The sequence below is a fragment of the Constantimarinum furrinae genome (genome assembly GCF_014295415.1).
In the GTDB taxonomy this organism is placed as follows: Bacteria; Bacteroidota; Bacteroidia; order Flavobacteriales; family Flavobacteriaceae; genus Constantimarinum; species Constantimarinum furrinae.
This window is the reverse complement of sequence record NZ_CP052909.1, coordinates 1,825,128-1,843,135: the sequence shown is the minus strand read 5'-3', so window position 1 is coordinate 1,843,135 and position 18,008 is coordinate 1,825,128. Positions and strand designations below refer to the sequence as shown.

The following is an 18,008-nucleotide window of genomic DNA, read 5'->3' as shown; positions in this document are numbered from 1 at the left end:
AATAAATTGTGATGATTTCCTGAATGTCGGGAATTTTTTAAACGCTAGATTTTTTGACTGCCAAAAATTTGAAAAAAATGAAAATATTGTTGGTGGGAGAATACAACTCCTCCCATAAGACGCTAAAGGACGGTTTGGTTGCGCTGGGACATGAGGTCACCGTTGTGGGACTGGGCGACGGTTTTAAAAAACGAATGGTCGATGTTAATTTTGAGGATAAGTACACTTCCGGGTTGCCCTTATTTTTGAAAAAAGTATGGTTCCGCCTTTTTAAGACCGACCTTACTTCACTTTCCATCAAAAAGCAATTTTTCAGAAACAAATCTATCTTTGAAAACAACGATATCGTACAACTCATAAATGAAAATTCCTTTCAGTGTCTTCCTCCTATTGAAAGAGATTTGCTCCGCTATATCTTTGATCACAACCCCAATGTGTTTTTGCTGTCCTGCGGGACAGATCATTTAAGTGTGACCTATGCGATGGAAAAGAAATTCAGATATTCCATCCTTACACCTTATTTTGAGCAAAAGGGGAATTTAAAACTGTATCAGCCCATTTTAAAATATATCACCCCACCTTATAAAGCACTGCATCAATTTATTTATTCGAATATCAAAGGAATCATTGCTTCAGATCTGGATTATCACATTCCCCTATTAGGTGATCCCAAGTATCTCGGACTCGCGCCCAACCCTATTGATCTTTCGGAAATAGCCTATATTCCGATGGATATTTCAGATAAAATTCACATTTTTCACGGCATCAACCGGGCAAATTATTACAAAAAGGGAAACGATCTTTTTGAGGCGGCTTTGGCGATCATTCAGAAAAAATATCCTGAAAAAGTAAAAATTACCACGGTGGTGAGTGTGCCCTATAACGAATACATTAAGGCCTACGACAAGGCACATATCTTACTGGATCAGGTTTATGCCTACGACCAAGGATTTAATGCGCTCGAAGGAATGGCCAAGGGAAAAGTAGTATTTACGGGGGCCGAACAGGAATGGCTGGATTACCACGGTTTGGAAGCCGATACGGTAGCGATCAACGCACTACCCGACCCTGAATCAATTGCAGAAAAATTAGTTTGGCTGATAGAAAACCCTGAGAAAATCACTGAAATCTCAAAAAACGCCCGGGAATTTGTCACAAAATATCACGATCATAAAGTGTCGGCTAAAAATTATCTAGACAAATGGCAAAGCGCAATTTAGGCATCGATCTTTGGAAATCGCAATTCGATGGAAACCCTGGTTACTTCGCTTCGGTTTACCGCTGCCCCGTGAATTAGGAAAGGCGTAAAAATAAGGGCCTGACCTTCTTTGGGATTAGGCCGTATCATATTGAGGTTTCCGTTTTTTGTTTTCAGGATACAGGGAACAAAATAAGTATTCCCGTTTATCTTGGCACCTTTACTTTCGGTGCGTAGTATCTCGTGTTCAGCAATTAGATGGCTACCGGGAACCACCGGCAACGACGTTTGCTCATTGCAGCCTTCTACCGGCACCCAAACATTAATGATATTCTTCCAATAATCCAGATAACCATCGCGATGAGGCGGATTGATATCCAGGGTGCTGGGTCTGCTTATCCTAATTTGTATGTGGCTTTTCTGAAGGGCTTCTATCCAAGAAGTTAATGTATAACCCAATACCTTTCCGAAGCGATCTGCCAGCTTATCGATGTCGAAATCGATATCGTCATTGGTGAGATTTCGAGTAATATTGATCACTTTAAGATGATCGGCATCATTGGTAACCACCTTGTGATAGTCTTTAAGTTGAAAAGACTCTGTGTCTACCTCTATCCCGCTATCCAGCATGGCTTTAACGATATTATCGCGTACCGACCGATTAAACCGCTCAAATTCATCTTCTATAAATGCATCGACAACGCTATATCCTGCTTCTTTCCATGAAGTTTTCGAAATAATATTATTTTCGGTTTCGAACAACGCGCCTCCCTCTCCCCAAAAGAAGTCTCCTTCCACTTGAAAATGAAAAGGTTCATTGTCTATTTTTAACTGGCACTCCATAATCTCTCTTTAATCCTCCGAATCATTCGGAATTGTTCTTTTTTGTATTCTGAAATATCTCCACACTAAAATCAGTACTACTAAAAAGTAAATCACATATCTAATAAAATGGGCCATTACCACCCCTTCTACACCATAATCTCCTACCAGATAATAGGCAAGTCCGTAGAAAAGTCCCAAAGATAAAAGCTCGGTAAAGATAAAGTTTCTCACCATTTTTTTCGCTAAAAATTGATGGGCCAACACCAAGGATCCGAGTCGAACAAAATCACCTGCCAACTGCCATTTAAACAGAGGGGCCATCGTTGTAAAGTCGGGATAAATGATCTCTATTACCTGATACCTCAACAAATACACCAGGATCATTCCAGCCCCAAAAATGGGGAGCAATGTTTTATAGATGGACAACAATTCCTTCTTGAAGCCTGTTTCGGTATGTATGCTGGCAAATTTTGGTAGTACATAAAGTGTAAATATCGCCGCAGAGAAGACCATATAATTCTTAGAAATAAAGGTCATTGCCGTCCAGATTCCCGCATCTACTTCGGTGATTCGGTTTACGATCATGGTACGCACATCAATTTCAACAAAGTTGATCAGCACTGTAGAAAAGAAGGACATTAACGAAAATGCCAGCAGACTCCTTGCCAGCGGTACCTTAAATTGTAAACTGGAAAACTGAATGTATTCACGAAGTACTTTTATAAAGATATAGAGCAATACAATGAGCTGAAGAACTGGAGTTATGGCAATGGCCACTAAGGCACCATCAATGTTGTACTGCAGGAGCAATATAACAGTAAGAACTGCACTTAACAGATAGCCGAGCAGATCGATCTTTGCAAACTTCTTATACTGCGACAAACCGTTTACCACTCCGTTAAATACACGATGAATTCCTATGAACGGGATGGTTACTGCGATAAGTTTTATGATATACGCATATTCTGAAGTTGTAAACAGATAATTGCTTATTATGTTGGCAGCGAAGAATAATGTTACCCCTGTAATTACAATACTTAAAACGACGAACACGAAGGCCGTGGAAAATAACTTTTGTAACTGCTCTTTATCGTCCTTATGTTCGGCTACATATTTTACTACACCGTTAAAAACACCTACACTGGAAACAGAGGTTAAGAGTTGGGTTAGGTTTCGCAACTGCCCAATTTTCGAGATTCCCGCCTCTCCTACTATTTCGGCTAACAATCGCTGGATAAACAGTGAAACCACCAAGCGGATCGCGATCACTGTGGCATTCAAGGAAGTCATCTTTAAGAGAAGATTACCACGTATAAATTGAGGGATTTTCAAGGGATGGGATGATTATTATTTATTAGGTATTACTATTATTTATTAGGTATTATTATTTCTATTAGACCGCTGTCGTTTATGTTTCGGTCTTCAATCTTCCGACTTCCAACTTCCGACTTTAGACTTCCGACCTCTTTCTTCTAAAACTCATTAAGCACATCGATAACTCGACTCACCTCTTCATCTGATAATACCGGACTCATAGGTAAACTCAACACCTCATCGTGTATTTTCTCGGCAACAGGGAAGCTTAAGTGATTGAACTCCTTTAGTGCTTCCTGCTTATGAGGCGGAATTGGGTAATGGATAAGGCAGCCCACTTTTTTATCTTTCAGATAATCCATTAGCTCATCCCGTTCCTTCGTGCAGATCACAAACAAATGAAAGACATGATCATCTTTACCACTAAATTTAGGGAGCAAAATTCTATCATTCTTTATTTCTGAAATATATCGTTTCGCAATTTCAATTCGCTTCTTATTATCCGCTTCTAGTTCGGGGAGCTTGCACCTAAGCATTATGGCCTGTAATTCGTCTAGTCTCGAATTTACTCCTAGTATCTCATTGACATATTTTGTGGATGCTCCATAATTTCGAAGCATTCTAATCGCATTGGCCAGATCGGCATTGTTTGTAGTTACCGCTCCCCCGTCACCAAGTGCCCCCAGATTTTTGGTGGGGTAAAAACTAAATCCGGCTGCATCCCCTAAATTTCCTGCCAGTCTACCATCGCTGTACTCCGCCCCATGAGCCTGAGCCGCATCTTCAATCACCAGCAAGTCATGTTCTTTTGCAAGCTCTTTGATATTATCCATTGGAGATAGTTGTCCGTAGAGATGCACCGGCATGATGACTTTGGTCTTCTCACTTATATTTTCCAAAATGGATTGATTACTGAAATTAAAGCTCTCAGCGTCGGCTTCAACCAATACCGGGGTGAGTCCGGCCTGTTTTATGGCAACAATAGTAGCTATAAAAGTATTGGAAGCCACAAGTACTTCATCTCCCGACTTAAGTCGGTTTAACACTTTATATCCTTCGAGAATAAGTCGCAAGGCATCGAGTCCGTTGCCCACACCAATACAATGATCTACGCCGCAAAAAGCAGCGAATTCTTCTTCAAAGGCCTTTACTTCCTTTCCAAGGATATAAGAACCAGAATTCAAGAAGGTGTTGAATTTTTCCTGAAATTCAGATTCAAATCGTTTATTAACCTTATGTAAGTCTAAAAATGGGATCACTTCAGTTTCAGGTTTAATTTTTTATAAGATGCGGTTTCCACCAAATAGTTGTCTGCAGTAAAAGTACGCGCTCCGCAGCTTTCCTTCCAGAAAATAAGTCCTTTATTAAGCATAGTGCCGTTATCTTCGGAAGAAATATTGAAATCGAAATACTTTTTGTCCTGCCAGAGCTCATTGATGATATAATCGTAAGCGAGATCAAGACTTCCGTAAAAATTTTTATCCGTATTTCCCGACACATATTGAGGATGCACCGTAGTTTCGGTTAAAAAAACTGTGGTCCCGGCTACCAGCTGTCCCGATTCATTGTACACACTTACTTGTTTTATGTTTTCAGGAAAACGTCTGGCTAGTAATTGTATCTCTTCTAACCTATGAACCGGTTGTACACCGTGCTTTTTGTTGAGATTAGGAATAAGAATGGTATTCCAGAATCCTTCAAAATTATCATCGATCCTCACTGTCAATCCGTTGCGAATTGCTTTGTTAATCCCTTCCCTTCGGTTCTTCTGAAATCGCAATTTATGGCTGTAATCGATAACCATAAGAACATCACGTTTGGTAAGTTCTGCTTCAGCTTTGTACAAGAAATACTCCAATTCATCGGCAGGCATATGGTTGTAAAACGTAGGGATCACCTTAATTTCCAGCTCCCGGATCCCTTCCGAAGAAAGAAAGGAAAGCATAGCCTTAAACGCCTCGAAACTATACAACAATTTGGCGCTGTCCTGTAGCATAAAACTACCGTAGGTAAGCCCCTGATGGGAATATACCGTGTTCCCTTTTCGATTTGCCGGAAGTAGCGCGTACAGGACATCATCCCTAAAAACCATTAGTGAAAAATCTTCGAATCGGTCACTGTGATACTCCATAAAGTCACGCTTAAACAAAAACGTCGCATTCTTTGCACTATCGACAAAACCGTCCCAGGCAGCTCTATGGTCAACCGTATATTTTAATACCTTATAATTCACTTAAATTTTTTCAAAGATTATGTTTCCTTCTGCATCGATACACTTGTACACCCCTTTGGGCGCACCTTCTTTTACAATTAAAAAACTTACATCCTCCTCAAGATGTTTCAGATATTTCTCCTCCTGTGCCAGATACGAAAACAGTATCCGAAATGTATTCACGGTAGTTTTAAAAGTATTGTCAAATCGAGGCGCTTTATTGTCGGGCCAATGTATGGCCAATTGGGAACTAAAGATAGAAAATAATTGGTCTCTGTCCTCAGTTCGGGTCCGCATCTGCATCATATAATCCATACCTACATAGCCCCCGTGATCTGCCATGATAAGGATAAGTGCGTTGGGGTCGCGTTCCTTTATAATATTAACGGTCTTACGTAACTTTTCATTGGCCAGTTGCAATCGCTCGATCCATAATTGCTTTTCGGCTTCGGCTCCTTTTGAATCTGCCTTTTGAGAAGGTACATGTCCCGGTTTAAAGATCTCTACAAAGAAGAATTTAGGCTGCTCTGTTTCCACGTCGATATACTCCTTTAACGGATCAAAGATTTCCTTACTCACCTCAAGACCGGTTCCAATATATGAGATCTCATCCAGGGAAAAATTGGTGACATCATAGCCTATTTCAGGGTGATTGGCCAGCAGATACGGACTTTCGGCAAAAAAATGGGTCTTATAACCGTTCTTCTTAAAAACATCGAGCACGGCATTTTTGGTGATGATGATATCTCTCCCATCTATGGTCTCGCTAAAATTAAAACCGCTGTTGTGGTAGTGATGCCGCATAGAAAAGATAGCGGTATTAGATACCAATGTCGAATTATAATTACTTCGGAAGTCCTCGTAGAGGGTAAAGCCCTGTGTCTTCAAAAAGGCTTTAAATACTGTATTATCGATATTGTAATATCCTTTTTCGATTTCTGAAAAATTTACATAACCGTCCGGTTGTATGTAGTACACATTGGGTTTTGTAACAAATTGAGCCTCGGCGATATCGTCTGGTAGTATCATCCATTCATCACTGTAGCTCAACTGATTTATTACTGTTGGCACCAAGGACACAAAGGCGATGACCGCCAGAATAAATTGAAGTACCACGATCTTTTTACTGTGTTTGTTCAGGAAAAAAGCAATGATTCCTGCCAATATCAATAATCCCAGTGAGATCCATACCTGAACAGATGCGTACAAACACAAGTGAAGAAAAAACAGAAATAGGAAGACATTGAGGAAGGGCAAGGCATAGTGTTGAAACCTGTGAAGGGATCTAAGCTTTGTAAGTTTATCTACTACAAACAGTGAAACTATGGGTGCCACAAGAAACAAAGCGATGAAAAACCCCAGGTGTTTCCACGAATTAATCAAGGTATAATTGGTGGCGTAGTAAAAAATAACAGGATACAATCCGGCCGCCAATCCGAAAATGAACGGGGATCTTTTTTCGCTCTTTAAAAATTTCTTAATCATGTGCTTTATCTATACTCGAAATTTTGAATGTACGCTCACAACTTTTCAAAAACAACCTTTCCTTCATTATCCAGATATCTATACACGCCTTTTGGAGCGCCCTTATTAACGATCACAAACGACTCATCATCCTGCAGATGTTCGAGGTATTCTTCATTTTCAGTCAAATAGGCAAATAGGATTCTAAACAAATTAACAGACGATATCAATGTAGTATCGTATTCCGGGATGTCATCATTCGGCCAGTGGATAAGTAAATTGCTGCTAAAAATAGAGTAAATAAGGTCGCGATCCTGTAGTTTTTCATACGTCTGATTGGTATAATCCATCCCAACAAATCCTCCGTGATCTGCCATGAGAACAATCAATGCCTCGGGATCGTTCTCTTTAATGGCACTAATCATGTCCTTAAGTACGGCATTCCCCCGTTCCAGACTTTCGAGCCACAGCCTCCGTTCTTCCTCCGCTCCGGCAGTTTTACCCGCTCTCCTTCCAATATGTCCCGGATTAAAGATCTGGACAAAAAAGAATTTAGGTTGGGTCGATTCAATCGCAAGATATTGCTTTAAAGGAATCATTAGATCCTGACGCGTTCCCAGGCCGGTTCCAATAAACCCAACTTCACCGTAATCCAGATTAGTCTCGTCGTAACCCATTTCAGGTCGATTGAGCAATAAATAAGGCTTCTCGGCCAGAAAATGAGTTTTGTAGCCATTCTTTTTAAATACGTTCAAAACCGTATTGTCTGAAATAATAACATTCCTGGCATCTATAGCTTCGCTAAAACTGGTGCCCTTATTGTAATAATGATGTTTCATCATAAAGGTTGCACTGTTGGTTGCCAGGGTACTGGCGTAATTACTGCGGAAGTCCGCGTAATGGGTGAATCCCTGAGTGGCGACAAAATTTTCGAAATCGGAGTTATCATAATTGTAATAACCCCTTTTCAATTCTGAGAAATTCACATAGCCATCGGGTTCAATAAAGTAAACATTCGGTTTTTTCTTAAAGGTAGCTGAAGCAATGTCATCGGGTTGTTTCATCCATTCGGTAGAAAAACTAAGCTGCTTAATTACTGTGGGTACCAATGTAAATAATCCTATAGCGGCCAACAGAAACTGTAGCAGGATCAACTTTTTTAGGTGCCTGTACAGAAAAAAAGAAAAGACCGAAGCCAATACCAGTATCACCAGTATCAACTTCTTTTGAAGGCCGGCATACAAGCAAACTTTAAGAAGAAAAAGGAAAACAAAACTGTTTAAAAAAGGGAGTACATATTTGTGCCATTTGCTTAAAAATGACCACCTGAAAACTCTATCAGCTATTAAAAAGACTACAGCCGGCACCAATAAGAACATCAGTGCAAAATAACCCAGATGTTCCCAGGTATTTACCAGCGTATAGTTGTTCGTAAAGTAAAAAAAGACCGGATATAGCCCTGCCGCTATGGCAGCATCGATGGGGCTAACCCTAACAATACGTTTCGATCCCGAATCGCTTTTCATCTTTTCTTACCCGATTTAAATTATTTAATTCGGCGTTTCTACTTGCTCAAAAACCGAATTTCCTTCATCATCAATATATTTATAAAAGTTGGCACTTCCCCCATCATACAAAGGGACAAAGCTTTCGTTGGCTTCAAGATTATTGAGCCATTGCTTGTCCCCGCTCATCACCGCAAATAGCTGCCGGAATAAGTTCACATTAGACCTGAACTCAATTCCTTCAGCATTTAATCCTTGGGGCCATTTTATAGAAAGCAGACTGCTGAATACCGAGGTAGCCTCTAACGGACTCAATTTTATCTGTTCCACCTCCTTGACATAACTTAGACCAACATATCCGCCGTGATCTCCAACCAAAATGATCAATGGATCCGTGTCATAGGTATGAATGAGAGTGATAAGCTGCGTTAACCAGTCGTTCGCTTCTTCGAGGCGTTCAAGATAGGTTTCCCGCTCCATTTCAACACCCAGAGAGGCAGCTTTGGTATACTGTATGTGACTGGGGATAGTCTTTTCTATAAAATAAAAATTGCTTGTGTCCGACTGGCCATGAAGCAACTTTTGAAAATCCTCAATGATGTCCACTCCCGAAATACCACCGGTATCATATAATTTCACTTCGCTCTGATCTATGTTACAATGATCGAAACTTGAAAGTTTCCGGTTAGTGAGAAAAAAAGAGTTGTCTGTGACCAGATGGGTTTTATAACCGTTCTTCTTAAATGTTTTTAATACATTATTTTGCGATCCTACAATCACTTCCTGCGAGCCGTAGGTCTTTAAATTCCCGGGATACGTATTTTGATAATAGTGGTGTTTCATCGCGAACATGGACGAATTGGATGTTAACGTTGAATAATAATTGCTTCGGAAGTTAGGGTAATTAATAAAACCGGTTTCAGTAAGATAATTTTCGAAGGTTTTATCCCTGTGGTTATAAGGTGCCTTTCTCAGTTCGGTAAAGTTGGTATAGCCATCCGGCTGAATCACGTAAACATTGGGATTTTGTTTAAAGACCACCTCGGTGATCGCATCGGGTGTCTGTGTCCATTCTGCATCGTAATTTAAAACAAACCAGCCCCGCGGAATGAGTGTCACAAAACTCATCACTGCCAGGAGCAACTGAAGAATAATTACCTGTCCTAAAAAACGGTATAATAAAAAACTAGCCAAAGCCGACACCAGTAGTACAACGGCTAACTCTTTTTTGTTCAAGTGAAAAATAAGTAAGCCAAGCAATCCGAAGAAGACCACCAGATTCACCGCTGTAAGTCGGTAGGATTTAAATTTTCGCAAAAATCCAAGGCGAAAAACGAATTTGGATACATAAACCAGCAGGATTGGTAATCCCAGACACAAGCCCAGCATAAATAACAACTGTATCCAGCTATCAGCAATATCGAAATTTCCGTTGTAATAATGCAGTAATGGATAGAGTCCGGCAGCTAAAGCAATAAGCAAGGGGTGCGGGCCCGACAGGCCGAAGAATCCACCCGATCTGCCCGTTCTCTTACCCTCCATGTTCAAGGTTTTTATACAAATACAGAATACGCTTTGTACCTGCAACAGCTTCTTTTTTCTCTAAGCTGAAGTATTTGTTATATCCTTTTTCAAATTCTTCTTCGCGATAAAAATCGAAATGATTGATGAACTCGCGTTTTCTCACTAACAAGGATTCTACCCACGAATCGGTGCGCGTAGGGAATTCTATGATGAGATGTTTTGAAAATTTCGAAAAGAATTCGGCCGATTTCTCAAATGGTACATTCCCTGAAAGTGTAATGTGATGGATCAGAGCTAAAGCCATAGTTACATCCGGAGCATAGTCGCGCAACCGCTCGATAAGCGATGAACGCTCGGTGTTATTAAAACCGATTCCGGGTGCGGGTTGTAGCACGTCACACACAAAAGGAAGCATGTTGTATTCGTTGTTCTTAAGGGCAGTCCGGTAATTATGATCAACTGCATTGGGATCGATATCGGTAACCATCACATGAGGTACTGTATCCAGTACGGTTCGAGCAAAAGTTCCGTCATTACCACCCACATCGATCAAGGTTTTTGGTTGTAACGGACTCACCCAACTTTTAATAAGCTCCTTTTTAGCGGTAAATGCTTCGGTATCGTAATTGGTCTTGTCGTAGTAATTCCCCCATTCGGTAACTTCTTTAAGTTCCAGCTTTTTAATATAATCAAAGAGGCTTTCCAGTATATTGCTCTGTGCCTTTTTAGACAATCGGGCAACTTTGGTTTCAGCTTTGTAATCTTCGCTGTGCTTACTCTCCATTTTAGCCAGCAGGTGAATGTTGGTATAGAGGGTAGAACTCAGTTTAGTTTTTCCGGGTAACATGGAAGCTATTAATTTTACCGGAATCCCGTCTATATGCGTTTGCATCATTTTAAACACTTCGGTGCCGTGAAATTTAGCAAGCACCAAAGGCCCGAAAAAGTGCGTGATAAACTGTTTATAAGCGCGCCACGGTGTATCCTCTTCGTAGAAATCGAAAGAAAGGGTGTCTATGAATACAGGTTTCCCCTTGTGAAAAGTCACGTTGTACGCCGAAGCATCCTTCAGAATAAACCCTTTGGAAAGTGCATATTTCTGAATTTTTAAGGTGTGAAGAGCGGCGTGCTTGTATTGCTCAAAACTCCACTCGTAAGGGTTGGTTATGAACGGGATCTTTTCGGGAGTGATTATAATGTTTTCAGCACTAGCCGAAGTTTCCTCATGACCAATTAAAAGCCCTTTATCAATAAGAGTTTTAAAAAAGCCGCTGTCTTTAAGTTTATTGTACTGCGGAAAGTAGATAGGATGTATTACCCTTCGTAGCGTTTCACCGTCATGAAACATATAACCCGAAGGATCCCTGAATGATGCCTGATGTGTGTTAGTCTCGCTTATGGTCATCGGTTGTGGTGTCCTTCTCATCAATATCAATTGAATCGTAAGTATCTTCCTCTTCTTTTATCAATCCGAAAAAAGATTTCACCTTATACATCACGTTTTTGGAAAAAAGCAATACTCCGGCCGCCATAGCAACCACTGCCTGCACTATCATTGCTCCTAATCCCGGGTCGAAATACAAAAAATACATATAGATAAATTAAAAAGATGATCTTATGATAATATTGCGCTAACAAATAAACTAAAAATCAATCAGTTTATTGAAACAAATCACAAGAATATTTACAGTTTGTTTCGCTTGCGGTCTACTTCTTTCAGGTAAACTTTACGCAATCTCAAATGTGAGGGCGTTACCTCAACATATTCATCCTTCTGAATATATTCCAAAGCTTCTTCCAATGAAAATTTAACTGCCGGAACGATCTTCGCCTTATCATCGGCACCCGATGAACGTACGTTTGATAGCTTCTTAGTCTTGGTTACATTTACGGTCATATCATCCTGACGCGTATTTTCACCAATCACCTGTCCTTCGTAAATCGCTTCTCCCGGATCCACAAAGAAGCGCCCGCGATCCTGTAATTTATCGATAGAATAAGGTATGGCAGTTCCATTTTCCATAGAAACCAAACTTCCGTTCTGTCGTTCTGGAATTCCTCCCTTTAATGGCTGATATTCCAGAAAACGATGCGTCATAATTGCCTCTCCAGCCGTTGCAGTAAGCAACTGATTTCGCAATCCTATGATTCCACGAGACGGGATAAGGAATTTACAGATCATTCGTTCTCCCTTGGCTTCCATACTTTGCATCTCCCCTTTTCGAAGTGTCACCATATCGATGGCTCTTCCGCTTACTTCTTCAGGAAGATCTATGGTAAGTTCCTCAACAGGCTCACATTTTACTCCGTCGATCTCTTTGATGATCACCTGCGGCTGACCGATCTGCAATTCGTATCCTTCTCTTCTCATAGTCTCAATAAGTACCGAAAGGTGCAATACCCCACGTCCGAAAACCAAAAATTTATCGGCACTGTCTGTAGCGTTTACACGAAGTGCAAGGTTCTTTTCCAGTTCGCGTTCAAGACGTTCTCTAATATGACGGGAAGTCACAAATTTTCCATCCTTTCCAAAGAATGGCGAATCGTTTATCGTGAACAACATACTCATGGTAGGCTCGTCGATGGCGATGGTCTTTAAGCCTTCCGGATTTTCAAGATCGGCAACAGTATCACCAATTTCGAATCCTTCAAGACCTACCAGTGCACAAATGTCCCCGGCATGCACTTCACTTACTTTTTTACGACCCAGACCTTCGAAGGTATGAAGCTCCTTTATTTTTGCTTTTACAGTACTTCCGTCCCGTTTTACCAGTGAAACCTGCATATTTTCCTTTAAAACCCCGCGTTGAAGACGCCCAATAGCGATCCTTCCGGTAAACGATGAATAATCCAGCGAAGTGATTAACATCTGCACACTACCGGCTTCCACTTTAGGAGAAGGAATATGTTCCAACACCATATCAAGCAAAGGCTCAATATTATCAGTTTGATCCTTCCAGTCGTCACTCATCCAGTTGTGCTTGGCTGATCCGTAAACTGCCGGGAAATCCAGCTGCCACTCTTCGGCACCCAATTCAAACATCAGGTCAAAAACAGCTTCATGTACCTCTTCGGGAGTACAGTTTTCCTTATCCACCTTGTTGATCACCACGCAGGGCTTTAATCCGAGGTCGATCGCCTTCTGAAGTACAAAACGCGTTTGCGGCATAGGCCCTTCAAAAGCATCTACCAGCAGCAATACCCCGTCGGCCATATTTAAAACACGCTCTACTTCACCACCAAAATCGGCGTGACCGGGAGTATCGATGATATTGATCTTTGTATCCTTGTATGTCACCGAAACATTTTTGGACGTGATGGTAATTCCACGTTCACGTTCCAGATCGTTATTATCGAGAATTAGATCTCCTGTGTGTTCATTTTCACGAAAGAGGCTGCAATGATGCATGATCTTATCTACCAAAGTGGTCTTTCCGTGGTCAACGTGTGCGATGATCGCTATGTTTTTAATCTTCATAATATTCAGTTTGTAGTGAGTATGTTACAGGTCTCACTTACGAGCGCGCAAAAGTAGTGTTTCCTAATGGATTAGTACATAATAAACCGTTAATTCTTTTCAATCATTAATTCGCTACTTCCGCAGATAATACCGGGCATTAATTTACTTCATCGGTTCTATGTTTTTTGGGCGTTCCCTCTCCTTCGCTCTCTGCGTGAGCTCCGGAGGGGTCGGGTTATCCGCTGTATCCCTGTAGTAGCGAAACTTACTACAGGGGATGCCGCTCCTACAAGCCTGCCATAGCTATTTTTCATCATCGCAAAACTGAAATGACATGAAGAAGCTACGGCAGGCCCCTAACGCGAACATGCTAAATCCTTTCGGGTTTCGGTTAATAAAGTTGATAATTGGTTACCTTTGCATCTCAAAATACTCTTATGGATCTAAATCAAATTCCGAAGTTAAAACACACCCGATCCGGGAATTTTTTTCTGTTGGCCGGTCCCTGTGCGATCGAAGGTGAAGAAATGGCCATGGTCATCGCCGAAAAGATCGTTGCCATTACCAACCGATTGGAAATTCCCTTTGTTTTTAAAGGTAGTTTTAAAAAAGCCAATCGCAGTAGGATCGATAGTTTTACCGGAATTGGAGACGAAAAAGCACTAAAGATCCTTAAAAAAGTATCTCAAGAATTCGATATCCCTACCGTCACCGATATTCACGAAGTAAGCGATGCCGCAATGGCTGCTAAGTATGTGGACATCCTTCAGATCCCGGCATTTTTGGTACGGCAAACCGATCTTGTTGTTGCAGCAGCAAATACAGGAAAGGTCGTTAATCTTAAAAAAGGGCAGTTCATGAGCCCCGAAAGTATGCAACACGCTGTAAAAAAAGTGACAGATAGCGGCAATGATAAAGCCATGATCACAGACAGGGGGACGATGTTTGGCTATCAGGATATGATCGTCGATTTTAGGGGGATTCCAACCATGAAGCAATATGCCCCAACCGTATTGGATGTAACCCATAGCTTACAACAGCCCAATCAAAGCATTGGAGTTACCGGCGGTCGCCCCGAAATGATCTCAACCATTGCCCGTGCAGGAATTGCCGTAGGTGCCGACGGACTCTTTATCGAAACACATTTCGATCCGGCCAACGCCAAAAGCGATGGTGCTAATATGCTTGACCTTCATCATCTGGAAAAACTGCTCAAGGATCTGGTTGCAATAAGAAAGACTATAAATCACTTATAGTACTTTTTACCACGCATGGAAGTAGCCTCTTCCAGAACTTCGGCAAGAATTTCACCATCAATGTCTTCGACGGCAAAATAGCGAAGGGATTTAAAGTGCTTTCTTCCTCCCAGGACGAGAGTTTCAGTGTGCTTAGTGAGGTGTGTTCCGTGCCAGAAGACGAGGTCTACATAATTTTTCGACTGATTTAAATAACAAAAGGGCTCCTTTTCAGAAAAATAATAAAACGGCAGATGCCATTTGTATTTTAACTGCAATTCGGGAAGGCTGCTTTCAATAATTAGTTGTAACTGGAGCAATATGCTTCGGTACGGCTCGGGTTTATTGAGTATGTAGGCTTCCGCGGGTTTCATCCTGCCAAAATAATAAAAATCAGCCTACCAATGTGTTTAAAAAATCTTCAGAATTTTTTCAAATACAATTAACTCATTTTCAATATTTTACAATTATTTTATTGGGTTGACGAAAAAATACATATATTTAGATACCCTAACACCAGAACCTGCTTGAGGATAGTAACTACATTCCTGATAGTATGTATACTGTGCATTGCCCCAATTTATGCGCAGACGGGCACCGCTATTTCTAAAGATACCACCCAATTATATGAACGAAAAAAATTGATCAAGGAAGTTGATTCGCTTGTTCGATTTACCAGAAATCAGTTTTATAAGAACAATTACGATCTCACTATCGAGGTGGGTGATAAGACCCTGAAACTTGCCAGAGAACTTGGGGATTACAGATCTATTTTCTCTGTGTCAAGCTTGATGGGAAATGCGTTTGTACAAATTGAGGATACACTGCAGGCCAAACGTATCTTTATGGAAACACTTGCTGAGGCAGAATCCCTTCAGGAAAAAGACCTTCCTGTAGACACCTTATTAAAAGCTTACAGTACCGACAGAAGTATTCTCACGGCACGAATAGATCTGGGTAATTACTATGCCCTTCAGAAAAAACCTGAACCGGCTATAAAACTTTATAAAGAGACTATTCCTTTGGCCGAAAAATTAAAGGATTCTTCGCATTTATTTATATTGAATTTTAACCTCGCCGAGTTGAATTTAAATAAAAAGGACGTAGCAAATGCCGATTATTACGTAAATCAGACCAACAGTTACATCACCAAAGAGACGGTAGATGCCTATAAGGCGGTGGCTAAACTCAACGTTGGAAAATTAAATTTTCTAAAAGGAGATCCGCAACTGGCTAAGCAAAATCTGGAAGAAAGTGTGGCACTTGCTACACAATCGGGGTATACAGATCCTTTAATTGAAGGGTATGAGTATCTCGCCAAATCTGATTCTGTTTTGGGCAATCACAAATTGGCCTATGCCAATCTTCTAAAGGCCGATCATTTTAGACAGGAAAAGTATAAGACCGATAAAATTCGTGCCATCGAAACAGTGACGGCAAAATTCAAATTAAATCAATATCAGCAGGAACTTAAGGCGCAGGCGTTGCAGGCACAGTTTAACAGAGAAGCGGCGAAACGAGAGACGACCATATTATGGGTGAAGATCGCTTCGGCCATATTGTTTGTTTCCTCAATTTTCCTGTTCGTCTCATACAGACGCCGAAAAAGGCTTTTGATAGATGTCATCGACAAGAATAAAAAATACCTTAAAGAGAAAGAAAAAACGGAAGAACTTTCCAGAGCAAAAAGCATCCTATTCTCGAATATTACCCATGAATTAAGAACTCCTATGTATGGGATTATTGGAGTTTCATCGCTATTGGACAGCGACAAAAAGCTAAAACACCACGATGAGAACATTAAATCGCTACGATTTTCGGCCAATCATTTATTGGGGCTTATCAATAAGGTGTTGCAACTAAATCAGATAGATGCGACCAAAAAAGAAGAGCTGAGCAAGGTAGAGTTTAATGTGTATGATTTGGTAAAGAATATTGTTAAGTCCTCCAAGTTTATCAATACCGAACATCCGAATACCTTTGAAATTACCATCAATGACGATGTCCCCGAATATTTAATGGGAGATGAAATGAAGCTCTCTCAGGTATTGATAAACCTAGTGAGCAATGCGACCAAATTCACAAAGAATGGCAAGGTCTCTGTTTCAGTATCTCGTAAAAAGGATATAGAAAAGCAGATCTGCCTCCAATTTAAAATTAAAGATACCGGTGATGGAATTTCGAAAGAAAAGCAAAGCCTGCTTTTTAATGAATTCGCACAAACCGAATCCACAGACGAATACCAGCATACGGGAATGGGATTACCCATTGTTAAGAGGATATTGGATCTGCACAGTACTTCGTTACAGATTGAAAGTGATGTAGGCAAGGGAACCGAAGTGAGTTTTGTGATTTGTTTTGACCGTTCGGAAAAAACTGAAGAAAATAATAAGAACATCGCCGTAAAGAACGATTCCTTATTTAAAGGCAAATGCATTCTGGCTGTTGACGACAATAAGATCAATTTATTGGTTACCAAAAAATTCCTTGAGCTCTATGGAGCCACAGTACTTACTGCCGACGGAGGAAGTAAAGCCATTCAGCTTGCCAAAGAAAAAAAGATCGACCTTATCTTAATGGATATCAACATGCCCGAAATGAATGGTTTTGAAGCCACAGAGGCCATTAGAGCATTCAATACTGAAATTCCCATAGTAGCACTAACTGCGGTTGAAAAGGAAAAGGTCACAGGTAAGAACTCTTTTAACCTTATGAATGGTATCATAATCAAGCCTTATAAGAACGAAGTATTTATTGAAACTATTTCGAAGTTTACAGACACTATAGAGGTTTAAGATCATATCCTCATTTCCCATAAATACATTACGCTACTCATCTAATTAAAGACCGTTTCTCTGCGTTTTTAGATTAACTTAACCGTTATACCTATGTAGTATGAAAAGTCGCTCTTCGTGGCTATAAGGAAGGATGTCGGGGAATGCACCATGCAACCCCAGGCCCGGTTACCGTTAACTTTCCCATTATGAATTGCAGAACTGTGGTGTTGGATTGCGCATTGAGGGAATCACCTAGATTGCCGCACCATATCGGCGACGAACATACACCTCAGCTAGTCCTTAATTCTATTAAATATAGAGACAACCATGCCCAACTAACAACTAGGCTATAAAAACAGAACCGGTAGAAGGAAGCGTTAAAGCTTCATATCCTTTGCATTGAAGAAGCCGTATAGTATAAGAAAATGCTCCATACGAGTATTCGTATGGAGCATTTAGTAGTACTATGGAGTTGCGTTGGAATTATACCCAAT

14 protein-coding genes are annotated in these 18,008 nt (G+C 40.7%); 3 read left to right on the top strand and 11 right to left on the bottom strand.

Annotation, left to right across the window (positions count from 1 at the left end; translation table 11 throughout):
- Positions 1-77 precede the first annotated feature (77 nt).
- Positions 78-1,220 (top strand): glycosyltransferase, encoded by a 1,143-nt coding sequence (locus ALE3EI_RS08425; protein ID WP_186987835.1) that lies wholly within the window; start codon positions 78-80, stop codon positions 1,218-1,220.
- Here ALE3EI_RS08425 and ALE3EI_RS08420 read toward each other — a convergent pair.
- From ALE3EI_RS08420 to typA, 10 genes are all read right to left on the bottom strand, one after another.
- A complete protein-coding gene (locus ALE3EI_RS08420; RefSeq protein ID WP_186987834.1) occupies positions 1,217-2,041 on the bottom strand; it encodes a phytanoyl-CoA dioxygenase family protein in 825 nt (274 codons plus the stop codon). The two genes, ALE3EI_RS08425 and ALE3EI_RS08420, sit on opposite strands and share 4 nt — an antisense overlap.
- 9 nt (positions 2,042-2,050) lie before the next feature.
- Positions 2,051-3,355, bottom strand: coding sequence for an O-antigen translocase (locus ALE3EI_RS08415; RefSeq protein WP_186987833.1), 1,305 nt, complete (start codon positions 3,353-3,355; stop codon positions 2,051-2,053).
- A gap of 140 nt (positions 3,356-3,495) precedes the next feature.
- Positions 3,496-4,596: a DegT/DnrJ/EryC1/StrS family aminotransferase gene (locus ALE3EI_RS08410; protein ID WP_186987832.1), complete on the bottom strand. Its 1,101-nt coding sequence runs from the start codon at positions 4,594-4,596 to the stop codon at positions 3,496-3,498.
- Positions 4,593-5,570, bottom strand: a complete 978-nt coding sequence (locus ALE3EI_RS08405) for a GNAT family N-acetyltransferase (protein WP_186987831.1) — start codon at positions 5,568-5,570, stop codon at positions 4,593-4,595. The genes ALE3EI_RS08410 and ALE3EI_RS08405 overlap by 4 nt, the downstream gene beginning before the upstream one ends.
- On the bottom strand, positions 5,571-7,034 hold the full coding sequence (locus ALE3EI_RS08400) for a sulfatase-like hydrolase/transferase (protein ID WP_186987830.1): 1,464 nt from the start codon (positions 7,032-7,034) through the stop codon (positions 5,571-5,573).
- A 35-nt stretch (positions 7,035-7,069) separates the two neighbouring features.
- On the bottom strand, positions 7,070-8,539 hold the full coding sequence (locus tag ALE3EI_RS08395) for a sulfatase-like hydrolase/transferase (RefSeq protein ID WP_186987829.1): 1,470 nt from the start codon (positions 8,537-8,539) through the stop codon (positions 7,070-7,072).
- 24 nt (positions 8,540-8,563) lie between these two features.
- On the bottom strand, positions 8,564-10,060 hold the full coding sequence (locus tag ALE3EI_RS08390) for a sulfatase-like hydrolase/transferase (RefSeq protein ID WP_186987828.1): 1,497 nt from the start codon (positions 10,058-10,060) through the stop codon (positions 8,564-8,566).
- Positions 10,050-11,468 (bottom strand): class I SAM-dependent methyltransferase, encoded by a 1,419-nt coding sequence (locus tag ALE3EI_RS08385; RefSeq protein WP_233279943.1) that lies wholly within the window; start codon positions 11,466-11,468, stop codon positions 10,050-10,052. The genes ALE3EI_RS08390 and ALE3EI_RS08385 overlap by 11 nt, the downstream gene beginning before the upstream one ends.
- A complete protein-coding gene (locus ALE3EI_RS08380) occupies positions 11,428-11,634 on the bottom strand; it encodes a hypothetical protein (protein WP_186987827.1) in 207 nt (68 codons plus the stop codon). The genes ALE3EI_RS08385 and ALE3EI_RS08380 overlap by 41 nt, the downstream gene beginning before the upstream one ends.
- Before the next feature lie 92 nt (positions 11,635-11,726).
- Positions 11,727-13,520 carry a translational GTPase TypA gene (gene typA / locus ALE3EI_RS08375; RefSeq protein WP_233279942.1) on the bottom strand — a complete coding sequence of 598 codons (1,794 nt, stop codon included), beginning with the start codon at positions 13,518-13,520 and terminating at the stop codon, positions 11,727-11,729.
- 419 nt (positions 13,521-13,939) lie between these two features.
- Between typA and kdsA the strand changes: the two genes are divergently transcribed.
- Positions 13,940-14,758 (top strand): 3-deoxy-8-phosphooctulonate synthase, encoded by an 819-nt coding sequence (gene kdsA / locus ALE3EI_RS08370; RefSeq protein ID WP_186987826.1) that lies wholly within the window; start codon positions 13,940-13,942, stop codon positions 14,756-14,758.
- Here the strand turns inward: kdsA and ALE3EI_RS08365 are convergent.
- Complete coding sequence (locus ALE3EI_RS08365) at positions 14,749-15,111, bottom strand: DUF1801 domain-containing protein (protein ID WP_186987825.1); 363 nt, start codon at positions 15,109-15,111, stop codon at positions 14,749-14,751. The genes kdsA and ALE3EI_RS08365 overlap by 10 nt on opposite strands.
- 153 nt (positions 15,112-15,264) lie before the next feature.
- On the opposite strand from ALE3EI_RS08365, the gene ALE3EI_RS08360 reads away from it, so the two are divergent.
- Positions 15,265-17,532 carry an ATP-binding response regulator gene (locus ALE3EI_RS08360; RefSeq protein ID WP_186987824.1) on the top strand — a complete coding sequence of 756 codons (2,268 nt, stop codon included), beginning with the start codon at positions 15,265-15,267 and terminating at the stop codon, positions 17,530-17,532.
- Positions 17,533-18,008: the final 476 nt, after the last annotated feature.